This is a genomic window from Brevundimonas diminuta ATCC 11568, assembly GCF_000204035.1.
GTDB lineage: Bacteria > Pseudomonadota > Alphaproteobacteria > Caulobacterales > Caulobacteraceae > Brevundimonas > Brevundimonas diminuta.
In genome coordinates this window covers 2,360,629-2,374,155 of record NZ_GL883086.1, presented here as the reverse complement: position 1 = coordinate 2,374,155, position 13,527 = coordinate 2,360,629, and the positions used below count along the sequence as shown (strand labels likewise).

Sequence of the window (13,527 nt, the reverse complement as noted above, 5' to 3'; positions counted from 1 at the left end):
GAAGCCGGGCCGGGCGCCCTGGCCGAGCAATCCCCCGCACCGACCTGGGTGGTCGACGGGGCGGGCCATCTGATCTGGGCCAACAGCGCCTGGCTGCTGGAGACGGGCGCCGAGACGCTGGACGAGGCGCGCAGCCGGACCTTGAGCTTCGACCGGGGCGCTGACGCCGTGGTGGCCGAGGCCCTGCGCCTGAACGCGCGTCAGGAAGGCTTCCGCTGGACCACGGCGGGCGGGCGGCGCCGGGCGTGGAAGATCCTGGCCGAGCCGCTGGCCGGCGGGCGGGGCGCCGTCATCGCCTTCGCCATCGAGATGACCGAGGCCGAAGAGACGCGCGACACCCTGCGCCGCCACGTTGAGGCCCATGACGAGACGCTGAACCATCTGGCCGACGCCGTCGCCATCTTCGGCCCGTCCAAGCGGCTGGCTTTCCACAACACCGCCTTCCAGTCGTTGTTCGGGGTCGATCCGGCCTGGCTGGACGAGCGCCCGACCCACGCCGAACTGCTGGATCGCCTGCGTCAGAAGCGCCTGCTGCCCGAAGTCGTCGACTATGCGGCGTGGAAGGCCGAGGAGCTGGACTTCTACGGCGCCGCCCAGGCCTCGCCGGACGACAGCTGGTCCCTGCCTGACGGGCGGACGCTGCGGGTGGTGCGCCAGCCGCACCCGTTGGGCGGCATTCTGCTGATCTTCTCGGACATCACCGGCGAGCTGCAATTGCGCAGCCGCTACAACGCCCAGATTCAGGTCCAGCGCGCGACGCTGGACAAGCTGAACGACGCCGTGGCCGTGTTCGGCTCGGACGGACGGCTGCGGCTGCACAACGAAGCCTTCGAGACTTTCTGGGGCGTCCCCGGCGAGCGGCTGATGGAGGCGGGCGACTTCGACGCCGTGGCCGCCCTGTGCCGCCCGGTCCTGCCCGACGCCGCCCTGTGGCTGGGGCTGAAGGCGCGGGTGGCCGACCCCGACCCGGAAAGCCGCGTGGCCATCTCCGGCGAGGGCCGCACCGAGGACGGCCGCATCGCCGCCTGGCAGACGCGCCCCCTGCCCGACGGCGCCACCCTGGTCGCCTTCTTCGACGTGACGGCCCGGCGCGAGCTGGAACAGGCCCTGGCCGCCAAGGAGGCCGCCCTGGCCGAGAGTCAGGCCCTGAAGCGCGAGTTCGTCGGCAGCGTCTCCTATGAACTGCGCACGCCCCTGACGACCATCGTCGGCTATTCCGAACTGCTGGAGGCCATGGGCGACCTGCCCGAGCGCAGCCGCCAGCACGCCGGCGCCATCCGCGTGGCGGCCAGCCATCTGGCCCGCTCCATCGACGACGTGCTGGACATGGCCCAGATCGACGCCGGCGAGATGGAGCTGACCCTGGGCGACGTGCGGGTCTGCGACCTGCTGGACGAGGCGGCGGAAAAGATCAGGGCCAAGGTCGAGGGCCGTGGGGCGACGCTGCATCTGGCCTGTCCGACGGGGCTGAAGCCGATCCGCGCCGACGCCCGCCGCATCGCCCAGGCGGTCGATCACCTGCTGGAGAACGCCTGCCGCGCGGTGTCCGAAGGCGGCGCGGTCAGCCTGACCGCCGAGGCCGGACCGGGCGAGGTCCGTATCCGCGTCGAGGACACCGGCCGGGGCATCCCCTACCATCTGCAGGCCCACGTCTTCGATCGCTTCGTGCGGCGCGAGCGCGGCGGGCCGGGCGTGGCCCTGGCGCTTGTCAAAGCCCTGGTCGAGCTGCACGGCGGCTGGGCCGAGGTTCAGTCGGAACCGGGCAAGGGCGCGGCCTTCATCCTGCACCTGCCGGTCGAGGCGACGGCGCCGACCGCCGCGCCGGAATTGCTGCTGGGCTGATCTGACCCGCCCAGTCGTGCTAGAGGGCGTGTCCAAGCCTTCCAGGACGTCCTCATGGCCGACACGACCCGCCCCCTGCTCAAGACCGCCGTCATCTATGATTTCGACGGCACCCTGGCCCGGGGAAACATGCAGGAGGTCAGCTTCATCCCCTCGATCGGGATGACGCCGGCCCAGTTCTGGAATGAGACCGTCCGTCCACGGACCATCGCTTCGGACGGCGACGGCATCTTGATGTACATGCAGATGATGCTGCTGGCCGCGCGCGAACAGGGCGCCCCGGTGACGCGGCAGACGCTGCGCGACCACGGCCGCGACGTGGCCCTGTTCGAGGGCCTGCGCGACCGCTCCTGGTTCGACCGGATGAACGCCTTCGGCGCCCAGTTCGGGCTGGAGATCGAGCACTACATCATCTCGGCGGGCCTGACCGAGATGATCGAGGGTTGCCCCATCGCCGAGGCCTTCACCCACGTCTTCGCCTCGAAATACGCCTATGACGAGGACGATGTGGCGGTCTGGCCCGCCGTGGGGGTCAACTACACGACCAAGACCCAGTATCTCTTCCGCATCAACAAGGGGGTGCACAACCACTGGGAGGATGAACGCATCAACCGCTTCATCCCGGACGAGGAGCGCCCCATCCCCTTCGACCGGATGATCTTCCTGGGCGACGGCGACACTGATGTGCCGACCATGAAGATGATGCACACCAAGGGCGGCTTCTCCATCGCCGTCTACGACCCTGACAGCACCCCGCGCGACCACGACAAGATTCATCGCCTGATCTCGGAGGACCGGGTCAACTTCGTCGCGGCGGGCGACTATCGCGAAGGCTCGCCGGTCGATCTGATCGTCAAGGGCCTGATCGGCCGCATCGCCGTCAACTACGGCCGGATGCCGGCGGACTGAGGCGCCGGTCGGCGTCCAGCTGAAACACGAGGTCGGCGCGAACCCCGCCCGCCAGCATATGGCGGGTGATCCGCTCGAAATGCTGGATGAAGACGGCCAGTTCGGCGCGCCGCGCGGACGGCAAGTCGGCGGGCGGCAGGCCCATCAGCCCCGCCTCCTGTTCACAGCGCCAGTCCAGCACGGCGTCGAAGGACGGGGCCTTGAGGAACAGCACCGCGTCGAAGCGGGCGAAGGTTTCAGCATAGGGGGCGGCCAGGGCGGCGTTGGCGGCGCGTCGCCAGATCCCTTGCCCGTCCCGTTCGGCCTCCAGGGCGTTGACGGGCGCGGCGAGGTCAGCCTCGGCCTGCGGCGTCGCGCCCAGGCACCAGCCGTCGACCAGCACCGCCGACGGGCGGCCCGCAAACACAGGCCAGTCCGTTCTGGGCGCGCGATCATCGGCCAGCTTGTCGAAGGCGGGCAGCGGCGTGCGGCTGTCGGCCTCGGCGGCGCGCAGGGCGGCTAGGACGCCTTCCAGCAACGCAAGATCATGCGTCCCCGGCGGGCCGCGCACGGCGAACAGGGGATGGACCTCGCGGGCCAGGGCCTGGCGCTCGGCCCTGGTCAGATAGACGTCGTCCAGCGACAGATACGCGGCTCCCAGCCGTTCGGCCGCCGCGCGGGCCAGGGTGGTCTTGCCGGAGCCTTGCGCTCCGGCGATCCCGATCAGAGGAATGTGGTGCGGCCGGGCATGGAGGGCGGCCAGAGACCCGACCGCGTCCAGCAGCCGGGCGTCGATCATCTCAGTGCTGGCTTTCCGGCAGGCGCACGATCAGGCCGTCCAGATCATCGGTGACGCGGATCTGGCAGGACAGGCGGCTGTTCGGCTCGACGTTCTCGGCGAAGTCCAGCATGGACTCTTCCATGGCCGAGGGGCGGCCCGTCTCGGCGGCGAAATTCTCGTCGACATAGACATGGCAGGTGGCGCATGCGCAGGCGCCGCCGCAATCGGCGTCGATGCCCGGCACATTGTTGCGGATCGCGCCCTCCATCACGGACAGGCCTTTCTTGACCTCGACCGTGTGCTCGGTTCCGTCGTGCTCGATGTAGGTGATCTTGGGCATGGAAGCGGTCTTAACTCTGGATGCGGGGTTGGCAAGCCTTGCTACGCGCCGGCCAAGGAAAACCCCCGGAACCAGGCGGCGCCGGGGGCTTTTCTTTTCGTTCGGACCGGCTGGATCAGGCGGCCGTCTTCTTGCGGGACGGCGAAACCATCAGCTTCTTGGTCTCGGCGATCGCCTTGGCCGGGTTCAGCCCCTTGGGGCAGACCTGGGCGCAGTTCATGATCGTGTGGCAGCGATACAGCTTGAACGGGTCTTCCAGGTCGTCGAGACGCTTCTGGGTGGCGTCGTCGCGGCTGTCCGATATCCAGCGGTAGGATTGCAGCAGGGCCGCCGGGCCGAGGTATTCTTCCTGGTTCCACCAGTAGCTCGGGCACGAGGTCGAGCAGCAGGCGCACAGGATGCACTCGTACAGGCCGTCCAGCTTCTCGCGGTCGGCGGGCGACTGCAGGCGCTCCTTTTCCGGGTCCGGCAGGTCGGATTGGAGGTAGGGCTGGATCGAGTCGTACTGGGCGTAGAACAGCGACAGGTCCGTCACCAGATCCTTGACCACCGGCTGGTGCGGCAGGGGGGCGATGGTGATGTTGTGCGACGAGCACTCGTCCCAGCCCTTGGTGCAGGCCAGGGTGTTGCGGCCGTCGATGTTCATCGAGCACGAGCCGCAGATGCCTTCGCGGCACGAGCGACGGAACGACAGCGTCGGGTCGATCTCGTTTTTGATGTGGATCAGGGCGTCCAGAAGCATGGGGCCGTGATCGTCGGTCGAGACCTCGTACGAGTCCCAGCGCGGATCAGCGTCCGTTTCCGGGTCGTAGCGATAGACCTTGTAGGTCTTGACGTTCTTGGCGCCGGCCGGAGCCTTGTGGACCTTGCCGGTCGTGGGCTTGGAGCCGCGCGGGAGGTTGAGCTGAACCATCTGCGATCCCCCTTAGTAAACCCGAGCCTTGGGCTCGATGTACGAGACCTCGTCGGTCATCGTGTATTTGTGCACCGGACGGTAGTCGATCTGGACGCCTTCGCCCGGACGCTTCCACGCCAGGGTGTGCTTCATCCAGTTGACGTCGTCGCGGTCCGGATAGTCCTCGCGGGCGTGGGCGCCGCGCGATTCCGTGCGGTTGGCCGCGCCTTCGATGGTGACCAGGGCCTGGGCGATCAGGTTGTCGTACTCCAGCGTCTCCACCAGGTCCGTGTTCCAGATCAGGCCGCGGTCCGTGGTCTTGATGTCCGAGCCGGCGGCGTCGATCGAGCGCAGCTTCTGGACGCCTTCGTCCAGGGTCTTGCCGGTGCGGAAGACGGCGGCGTCGGCCTGCATGGCGCGCTGCATCTCCAGACGCAGGTGCGCCGTAGGGGTCGAGCCCGAGGCGTTGCGGAAGCGGTCCAGGCGCGCCAGGTGCTCGTCCGTCTGGGCCTTGGAGGCCGACGGCACGGCCGAGGCCTTGTCGACGACTTCGCCGCAGCGCAGGCCGACGGCGCGGCCGAACACCACCAGGTCGGTCAGGGAGTTGGAGCCCAGACGGTTGGCGCCGTGCACCGAGACGCAGGCGGCTTCGCCCACGGCCATCAGGCCCGGAACCACGCTGTCGGGGTTGCCGTCGCGCAGGGTCAGGACTTCGCCGTGATAGTTCGTCGGGATGCCGCCCATGTTGTAGTGGACGGTCGGCAGGACCGGGATCGGCTCCTTGGTCACGTCGACGCCGGCGAAGATCTTGGCGCTTTCCGAGATGCCCGGCAGGCGCGCGTGCAGGATCTTGGGATCCAGGTGATCCAGGTGCAGGAAGATGTGGTCCTTGTTCGGGCCCACGCCGCGACCTTCGCGGATTTCGATGGTCATGGAGCGGCTGACCATGTCGCGCGGAGCCAGATCCTTCACGGTCGGCGCATAGCGCTCCATGAAGCGCTCGCCTTCCGAGTTGGTCAGATAGCCGCCCTCGCCGCGCGCGCCCTCGGTGATCAGGCAGCCGGCGCCGTAGATGCCGGTCGGGTGGAACTGCACGAACTCCATGTCCTGCAGCGGCAGGCCGGCGCGCAGCACCATGGCGTTGCCGTCGCCTGTGCAGGTGTGGGCCGAGGTGGCCGAGAAATAGGCGCGGCCATAGCCGCCGGTCGCCAGCACCACCATCTTGGCGCGGAACTGGTGCAACTGGCCGGTGTCGAGCTGAAGCGCGGTGACGCCGGTGCAGGCGCCGTCCTGCATGATCAGGTCCAGGGCGAAGTATTCGATGAAGAACTTCACCTCGCGACGGACCGACTGGCCGTAGAGGGTGTGCAGGATGGCGTGGCCGGTGCGGTCGGCGGCGGCGCAGGTGCGCTGCACCGGGCCTTCGCCGAAGTTGCGGGTCATGCCGCCGAAGGCGCGCTGATAGATCTTGCCTTCGTCCGTGCGGCTGAAAGGCACGCCCCAGTGTTCCAGCTCATAGACGGCCTGGGGCGCGTTGCGGACCAGGTATTCGATGGCGTCCTGGTCGCCCAGCCAGTCCGACCCCTTGACGGTGTCGTACATGTGCCACTGCCAGGAATCCTCGCCCATGTTGCCGAGCGAGGCGGAGATGCCGCCCTGGGCCGCCACGGTGTGGCTACGTGTGGGGAAAACCTTGGTGACGCAGGCGACCTTCAGGCCCTGCTGGGCGGCGCCGAGGGCGGCGCGCAGGCCGGAACCGCCCGCGCCGACGACGACGACGTCGTATTCGTGATCGATAAGCTCGTATGCAGCCATGGCGGGATCAGACTCCGGCCGGCAGCGGGGCCGAGCCCAGCGCCAGACGCACGATGAAGAAGACGCTGGCGGCGGCCAGCACGAGGAAGATCAGGTTGGAGACCAGGATCAGGGCCGGGCGGGAGGAGCCGGGGACGTAGTCCTCTAGGATCACCTTCCAGGCCAGGCTGGCGAACAGGCAGAAGACCACCGCCGTCACGGCCAGCAGGCCGGCGTTCAGCGTGCTGCCGAACCAGGCGACGACTGCGCCGTAGTCGGCGCCGGCCAGGGTGAAGCCGGTCGACAGAGCCCACAGGCCCAGCGGCATAAGGGCCAGCAGAGCCAGCTTTTCGAGCTTCCATTCCCCGGCGCCGTGGCGCTCGGAGATTTTCACATTGTTCTTGAACTTGGGCGCGGCGCTCACAGCGAAACCTTTCCAGCAGCGAACAGCACGACCCAGAACAGGACGGCCAGGACGATCGGACCCCAGACGGCGATCTGGGCCATCAGGTTGGCGGACTTCAGGTCCAGCCCCTTGCCCGCGTCGTTGATCAGGTGGCGCGCGCCGTTCAGCAGGAAGGAGAACAGCACCCACGTCAGGCCGAACCAGATGAACAGGCCGAACGGCGAGCCCGAGAAGGCGGCGACCGAGGCGAAGGCGTCCGGCCCGGAGGCCACGGCGGCGACCCAGCCCAGCAGCAGGACGGCGCCCACGCTGGCCGCGCCGATGGTGACGCGGAACAGGATCGACGCGACCATGGTCATGTGCCAGCGCCAGATATCGGTGAAGGGCGACATCGGTGCGACGTGCCCGTTGGGGTGACGGACGTAGCGGCCCGTCCGGTCGCCAGTTTCGCCCGCAGCCGGGGGAGTGTTCGACATGCGAATGATTCTCAAAAAACCCGAGGAAATTCAGGGCCGGATTGCAGTGCAACAGGCTTTAGTGACGCAGACGGGCCGGTGTCAACGAAGGGGGGCGATTCCGAACGAAAGTCGGCCCCCAAGCGCCGGATCAGAAGGAAGCGACGTGCGTCAGGGCCGCATCGCGCGTTTCGGTTGTGCAAGGAACCGCCCCGGGGCGCCCCCAGACCGGATCGGGCCACAGGGGGTCGTCGCGGCGGCGGCCGACGACATGGACGTGAAGCTGGGCCGTGACATTGCCCAGGGCGGCGACGTTCAGCTTGTCGACGGGCGCATCGCGCAGGGCGCCCAGTTCACGCACCAGGGCGCCGGCGCGGACGATCTCTTCGCTCAGAAGGGCGCGCTGCTCGGACGACAGGTCTTCCAGCTCGACCGCGCCGGGGACGCGCGGCAACAGGATCAGCCAGGGAAAGCGGCCGTCGTCCTGAAGCCGCACCTGACACAGGGGCCAGTCGGCGGCGAAGACGGAGGCGGCCTCGAAGGCGGGGTCGGCGGTGAAGCTCATGCGGCGTCCTGATCGGCGAGAAGGCGCAGGCGATAGGCGTTCATCGCCGTCTCGGCCAGACGCTGGGTCAGGCGCCAGTTGACCACGGCCCCGATCGGCGCGCCGACCAGGGGCAGCAGCTGGGCCAGCTTGGCCACGTCGATGTAGTCGCGATACTCCAGCTGGAACTTGCGCCAGTCGAAGGCCTTCAGGGCGTCGGGATCGTGCGGGGCGCGCATAGCGGCCTCCAGCGCGGCCAGGGCCTCGGGGCGATGCCGGGCGCTGGAGAAGGCCAGCTGGAAGATGCGCAGGACGATCATCCGCTCCTTCAGGTCGCGGCCGGAATAGCCGTACAGGGCGGCGATCTCGAACAGCATCTTGACCTTGATGGCCATCAGGGCCGGAAAGTCCGCCGCCGCCATCAGGAAGCCCCCGGCTCCCGCCACCCCGCCCTCGACGCTGGCGGTGGTGCGATACAGCTCGACGCGCGTGCGAACCCTGGCCTCGCGCTCCTGCAGGGCGCCTTCGGTCAGGGGGCGGGCGGTGGTCCACTCCGACCCGGCCAGCAGACCGCGCGTCATCTGCTGGACGGCGCCGGTCACGATCTCGTGCACGCGCTCGGGGATGACGCGGTTGATGTGGTCCTGGGTCGCGCGGGTGGTCTTGTCCCACAGGCCGGGCCGTTTCAGCTGGCGGTCGCGCCAGGCCAGGGCCTCGGCCAGGGCGCGCGCCTCATAGGCGGCGTCCGTCATCGGGGGAGCATCCGTGGGTTTGGCCATGGCCGCAGCCTCGCAGGCCCCGACGAAAGGCGCAACGCGGAACGCTTGCCGCGACCGGCCGACAGGTCTAGACCGCCGTCCCATCGAGTACCGTTTCGCACACGCAACATCGACTGGAGAGACCTGAATGGCTCGCGCGAAGATCGCCCTCATCGGCGCCGGAATGATCGGCGGAACCCTGGCCCACGTGGCCGCGCGCGAAGCGCTGGGCGACGTCATCCTGTTCGACATCGCCGAAGGCACCCCCCAGGGCAAGGCTCTGGACATCGCCGAAGCCTCGGCCGTCTTCGGTCAGGACGTGGCCCTGAAGGGCGCCAACGACTACGCCGACATCGCGGGCGCCGACGTCTGCATCGTCACCGCCGGCGTGCCGCGCAAGCCGGGCATGAGCCGCGACGACCTGATCGGCATCAACCTGAAAGTGATGAAGGCCGTCGGCGAGGGCATCAAGCAGCACGCCCCCAACGCCTTCGTCATCTGCATCACCAACCCGCTCGACGCCATGGTCTGGGCCCTGCAGAAGTTCTCGGGCCTGCCCAAGGAGAAGGTCATCGGCATGGCCGGCGTGCTGGACTCGGCCCGCTTCGCCTACTTCCTGGCTGAAAAGACCGGCGTGTCGGTGCAGGACATCCACGCCTGGACCCTGGGCGGTCACGGCGACGACATGGTGCCGATGGTGCGCCACTCGACGGTCGGCGGCCTGCCGCTGCCGGACGCGGTCGCCGCAGGCTTCCTGTCGCAAGCCGACCTGGACGCCATCGTCGAGCGCACCCGCAAGGGCGGCGGCGAGATCGTCGCTCTGCTGAAGACCGGCTCGGCCTTCTACGCCCCGGCCGAGAGCGCCATCGCCATGGCCAAGTCCTACCTGCTGGACCAGAAGCGCGTCCTGCCGTGCGCCGTGTGGCTGTCGGGCGAATACGGCCTGTCGGACCTCTACGTCGGCGTCCCGGCCCTGATCGGCGCGAACGGCGTTGAAAAGGTCATCGAGTTCACCACCAACGACGACGAAAAGGCGATGTTCGCCAAGTCGGTCGCCTCGGTCCAGGGCCTGATCCAGGCCTGTAAGGATATCGAGCCTTCCTTGGCTTGAGGGCGCTAACGCGAGCCGCGCGGCGCCTCGCTGCTTGAGCGCTTAGGTGTTTGATATGGAAAGGGGCCGTGCCGGAAGGCGCGGCCCCTTTTTCGTGGGGTGGTTCTCTCGCCGTCATCCTCGGGTCAAGCCCGAGGATGACGGTGTTGGGGCGTTGGGGATGAGCAGAAGGGAGTTGACGCCGCCTCGGCTTCCTCGCGCTGCTCCAACCAGGCCTCGCTCTGCATCTCGTTGAAGCGCGAGACCGTCCGTTCGAACTCGAAGGCGCCGACGCCTTCGGTGTAGAGGGCCTCGGGCGCGGCCTCGGCCAGGACGACTAGACGGGTCTTGGCCTCGTAGAGGGCGTCGACCAGCGTCACCAGGCGGCGCGCCTCATGATGGTTCGCTGGACTGAGAAGCGGCACGTCGGCCAGGAACAGAGTGTGGAAGCGCCGGGCGACGGCCAGATAGTCCTGCGGCCCAAGCGGACGCCCGCACAGCTCGTTGAAGGTCGCGCGCGCCATGCCGCCGACCGTGCGCTCCAGCTTCACCTCGCGGCCCAGCACCGGCAGGGCGATGGGCTCCTCCGGCTCGCCGCCCTTGAGGTCGGACCACAGGGTCTCGAAGCCTTGCCGCGCCTCGGCGTCCAGCGGCGAGAACCAGACCTTGGCCCCGGCCATGCGGTCCAGGCGGAAGTCGCGGGCGCCCGCCGTTTCGACCACGTCGCAGCGCTGGCGGATGATGTCGATGAAGGGCAGGAAGAGCTGGCGGTTGATGCCGTTCTTGTAGAGGTCTTCGGGCGCGCGGTTCGAGGTGACGGCCAGCACCACCTTCTTCTCGAACAGGGCCTCGAACAGCCGGCCCAGGATCATGGCGTCGGCGATGTCCGTCACCTGAAGCTCATCGAAGCAAAGCAGGCGCGCCTCCGAGGCGATCAGGGCCGCGATCGGCGGAATGGGGTCGTCGCCCTTGCTGGCGCCGAACACGTCCTTGCGGCTGCGCGGCGAGCCGTCGCGCCACTGCTTCACCAGGTCGTGGATGCGCGCCATGAAGGCGTGGAAATGGGCGCGGACCTTCTTCTGCTCGGGCGTCGAGGAATAGAACAGGTCCATCAGCATGGACTTGCCGCGTCCCGGCGGGCCCCAGATGTAGATGCCCCTGACCTCGGGCAGGGCGCCGAACAGCCCCTTCTTCGACAAGTCGGTCTCCAGCCGCTCCAGCGCGCCGATCAGGGCGGCCTGGGCCGGTTCGGGCGTGATCACGCCCTCTTCCACGCGGATGTCGTAAGCGTTGCGGATACGGGAGGTCATGGCCAGCAGATAGCCCTCAGATGGGGCCGGGGGAAGGCGGTCGCGGATTCGGGCGACGAATTGGAGGATTCTGGTTGCTTCGCGACTGCGAAAGACCCAAATGCAGAAGCGTTTCTCCCAAACGCCCCCGAACAAAGGATGATTTCATCATGGGCTATCGCGTCGCCGTCGTAGGCGCCACAGGCAATGTCGGCCGGGAAATCCTGGCCATCCTCGAGGAAGTGAGCTTCCCCGTCGAGAAAATGCACGCGATCGCCTCCCGAAAATCCAAAGGCGTCGAGGTCTCCTTCGGCGACAGCACGATCAAGTGCGAGGACATCGAGCAGTTCGACTTCTCGAGCGTCGACCTGGTGCTGATGAGCGCCGGCGGCGGGGTGTCGCGCGAATGGTCCGAGAAGATCGGCAAGGCCGGCCCCATCGTCATCGATAACTCCTCGGCCTTCCGCCAGGATCCGGACGTGCCGCTGATCGTGCCGGAGGTGAATCCGGACGACGCCAAGCTGGCGACCAAGAAGAACATCGTCGCCAACCCCAACTGCTCGACCGCCCAGCTGGTGGTGGCGCTGAAGCCGCTGCATGACGCGGCCAAGATCAAGCGCGTCGTCGTCTCGACCTATCAGTCCGTCTCGGGCGCCGGGAAGGAAGGCATGGACGAGCTGTGGAACCAGACCAAGGCCATCTACGGCCTGGGCGACGCCACGCCCAAGAAGTTCCCCAAGCAGATCGCCTTCAACGTCATCCCCTACATCGGTTCGTTCCGCGACGACGGCTACACCGACGAGGAAGCCAAGATGTGGGACGAGACGCACAAGATGCTCGACCCGTCGATCAAGCTGACCGTCACCTGCGTCCGCGTGCCGGTCTTCGTCGGCCATTCGGAGGCCGTGACGGTCGAGTTCGACCGCCCGATCGAACCGGACGAGGCGCGCGAAATCCTGCGCGAGGCGCCGGGGATCCTGGTCGTCGATAAGCAGGAGCATGACGGCTACATCACCCCGGTCGACGCCGCGGGCGAGCACGCCGTCTATGTGTCGCGCATCCGCAAGGATCCGACCGTCGAGAACGGCCTGTCGTTCTGGGTGGTGTCGGACAACCTGCGCAAGGGCGCGGCCCTGAACGCCGTGCAGATCGCCCAACTGCTGGACGAGACCGGCGTCATCTCGCCCAAGAGCGGCTACCGCACTTTGACTGTCTAAGAGACCCTAACGCCCCGCACGCGGTGCGGGGCTGCTTGAGGGCCGTTTGAGCACTCCATGATCCCGCCGCGTCGGCGATGCGGCGGGGATCGAAAGGTTCCAGTGTGAGCGCCTCCCCTGCTCCTGCCGCGTCCGAAGCCCGCGCCGCCCTGGCGGCGGGGGTGCTCTGCTACCTGCTGTGGGGCTTCATTCCCCTGGTGTTCCAGCAGATGGCGCATCAGGGCGCGAACGCCTGGGAGATCATGGGCCACCGCGCCGTCTGGGGCCTGGTCTGGGCCCTGATCCTGGTCATGCTGTCGCGCCAGTGGGCCCAGGTGGTCGCCGTCTTCCGCCAGCCCAGGGTGCTGGGCTGGCTGGCCCTGTCGGCGGTGCTGATCGCCGCCAACTGGACCACCTACGTCATGGCGGTGAACAACGGCCGGACGCTGGACGCTTCGCTCGGCTATTATCTCAATCCGCTGCTGAACATGGCCGCCGGGGCCTGGTTGTTCCGTGAGCGGATCGACCGTTTCGGCGTCATCGCCATCGTCCTGGCGGCGATCGGCGTGGTGCTTCAGGCGGTCGCCCTGGGCCATATGCCCTGGGTGTCGCTGCTGCTGGCCTTCAGCTTCGCCGGCTACGGCATCATCCGCAAACGGGTCTCGGTCGACGCCCAGACCGGCCTGTTCATGGAATGCCTGCTGCTGGCCTTGCCCGGCCTGGCCTGGGTCGTCTTCATCGAGGCGACGGGTCAGGGCCATTTCACCGCCTCCCCCGCCGCCACCGCCTGGCTGCTGTTCGCGGGACCGGCGACGGTCATCCCGCTGGCCCTGTTCGCCTGGGCGGCGCGGCGGATGCCCTTGTCCAGCATGGGCTTTCTGCAGTTCCTGGCGCCGACCATCGTCTTCGTCATCGGCGCCTTGCAGGGCGAGGCCCTGGGCAGCCTGCGCATCGCCTCCTTCGCCTTCATCTGGGTCGGAGCCGCCGTCTTCGCCCTGGGCGCGGTGCTCAAGGTGCGTCGTGCGTCGGACACCGCCGAGACCATCGTGGCGCCCGAACCGGGCTTGCTGGACGATCCGGCCGAGGACCGCATGGACGCCCTCGGCGAGAATCCGCCGCCTGTGCGTTGAGGTCGGGCGCCGTCCCGTCCTAAAGAAGAAGGCGATGATGATCTGTTCCCGCTTCCTCGCCGCCGCCGCCGCAACCGTTCTGCTCGTCGGGGGGACCACGGCCTGCGCCCATGGCGCGG

General features: G+C 68.1%; 14 protein-coding genes. 5 read left to right on the top strand and 9 right to left on the bottom strand.

Annotation, left to right across the window (positions count from 1 at the left end; all coding sequences use genetic code 11):
* On the top strand, window positions 1-1,842 hold a 1,842-nt coding region (locus BDIM_RS15435; RefSeq protein ID WP_050796808.1), incomplete at its 5' end, for a sensor histidine kinase.
* A gap of 54 nt (window positions 1,843-1,896) precedes the next feature.
* Entirely contained in the window at window positions 1,897-2,751 is an 855-nt protein-coding gene (locus BDIM_RS15430) for an HAD family hydrolase (protein WP_003166504.1), read from the top strand.
* Here the strand turns inward: BDIM_RS15430 and BDIM_RS15425 are convergent.
* From BDIM_RS15425 to BDIM_RS15390, 8 genes are all read right to left on the bottom strand, one after another.
* Window positions 2,723-3,529 carry a hypothetical protein gene (locus BDIM_RS15425; RefSeq protein WP_003166503.1) on the bottom strand — a complete coding sequence of 269 codons (807 nt, stop codon included), beginning with the start codon at window positions 3,527-3,529 and terminating at the stop codon, window positions 2,723-2,725. The two genes, BDIM_RS15430 and BDIM_RS15425, sit on opposite strands and share 29 nt — an antisense overlap.
* 1 nt (window position 3,530) lies before the next feature.
* Window positions 3,531-3,851, bottom strand: a complete 321-nt coding sequence (locus tag BDIM_RS15420) for a 2Fe-2S iron-sulfur cluster-binding protein (protein ID WP_003166502.1) — start codon at window positions 3,849-3,851, stop codon at window positions 3,531-3,533.
* 115 nt (window positions 3,852-3,966) lie between these two features.
* Window positions 3,967-4,764, bottom strand: a complete 798-nt coding sequence (locus BDIM_RS15415; RefSeq protein ID WP_003166501.1) for a succinate dehydrogenase iron-sulfur subunit — start codon at window positions 4,762-4,764, stop codon at window positions 3,967-3,969.
* Between the two features lie 12 nt (window positions 4,765-4,776).
* Window positions 4,777-6,561 carry a succinate dehydrogenase flavoprotein subunit gene (gene sdhA / locus BDIM_RS15410; protein ID WP_040346412.1) on the bottom strand — a complete coding sequence of 595 codons (1,785 nt, stop codon included), beginning with the start codon at window positions 6,559-6,561 and terminating at the stop codon, window positions 4,777-4,779.
* 7 nt (window positions 6,562-6,568) lie between these two features.
* Window positions 6,569-6,964: a succinate dehydrogenase, hydrophobic membrane anchor protein gene (locus tag BDIM_RS15405; RefSeq protein ID WP_003166500.1), complete on the bottom strand. Its 396-nt coding sequence runs from the start codon at window positions 6,962-6,964 to the stop codon at window positions 6,569-6,571.
* Window positions 6,961-7,422, bottom strand: a complete 462-nt coding sequence (gene sdhC / locus BDIM_RS15400; protein ID WP_244911894.1) for a succinate dehydrogenase, cytochrome b556 subunit — start codon at window positions 7,420-7,422, stop codon at window positions 6,961-6,963. Before sdhC ends, BDIM_RS15405 begins: the two co-directional genes overlap by 4 nt.
* 130 nt (window positions 7,423-7,552) lie before the next feature.
* A complete protein-coding gene (locus BDIM_RS15395) occupies window positions 7,553-7,966 on the bottom strand; it encodes an HIT domain-containing protein (protein WP_040346411.1) in 414 nt (137 codons plus the stop codon).
* Window positions 7,963-8,724, bottom strand: a complete 762-nt coding sequence (locus BDIM_RS15390; protein WP_244911895.1) for an EcsC family protein — start codon at window positions 8,722-8,724, stop codon at window positions 7,963-7,965. The genes BDIM_RS15395 and BDIM_RS15390 overlap by 4 nt, the downstream gene beginning before the upstream one ends.
* Window positions 8,725-8,851: 127 nt before the next feature.
* On the opposite strand from BDIM_RS15390, the gene mdh reads away from it, so the two are divergent.
* Entirely contained in the window at window positions 8,852-9,814 is a 963-nt protein-coding gene (mdh, locus tag BDIM_RS15385; RefSeq protein ID WP_003166498.1) for a malate dehydrogenase, read from the top strand.
* 125 nt (window positions 9,815-9,939) lie between these two features.
* Here mdh and zapE read toward each other — a convergent pair whose 3' ends face one another.
* A complete protein-coding gene (gene zapE / locus BDIM_RS15380) occupies window positions 9,940-11,103 on the bottom strand; it encodes a cell division protein ZapE (protein WP_003166497.1) in 1,164 nt (387 codons plus the stop codon).
* A 149-nt stretch (window positions 11,104-11,252) separates the two neighbouring features.
* Here zapE and BDIM_RS15375 point away from each other — a divergent pair, with 149 nt between their 5' ends.
* Both BDIM_RS15375 and rarD read left to right on the top strand, forming a co-directional pair.
* Window positions 11,253-12,299 carry an aspartate-semialdehyde dehydrogenase gene (locus tag BDIM_RS15375; protein WP_003166496.1) on the top strand — a complete coding sequence of 349 codons (1,047 nt, stop codon included), beginning with the start codon at window positions 11,253-11,255 and terminating at the stop codon, window positions 12,297-12,299.
* A gap of 104 nt (window positions 12,300-12,403) precedes the next feature.
* On the top strand, window positions 12,404-13,408 hold the full coding sequence (rarD, locus tag BDIM_RS15370) for an EamA family transporter RarD (protein ID WP_003166495.1): 1,005 nt from the start codon (window positions 12,404-12,406) through the stop codon (window positions 13,406-13,408).
* Window positions 13,409-13,527: the final 119 nt, after the last annotated feature.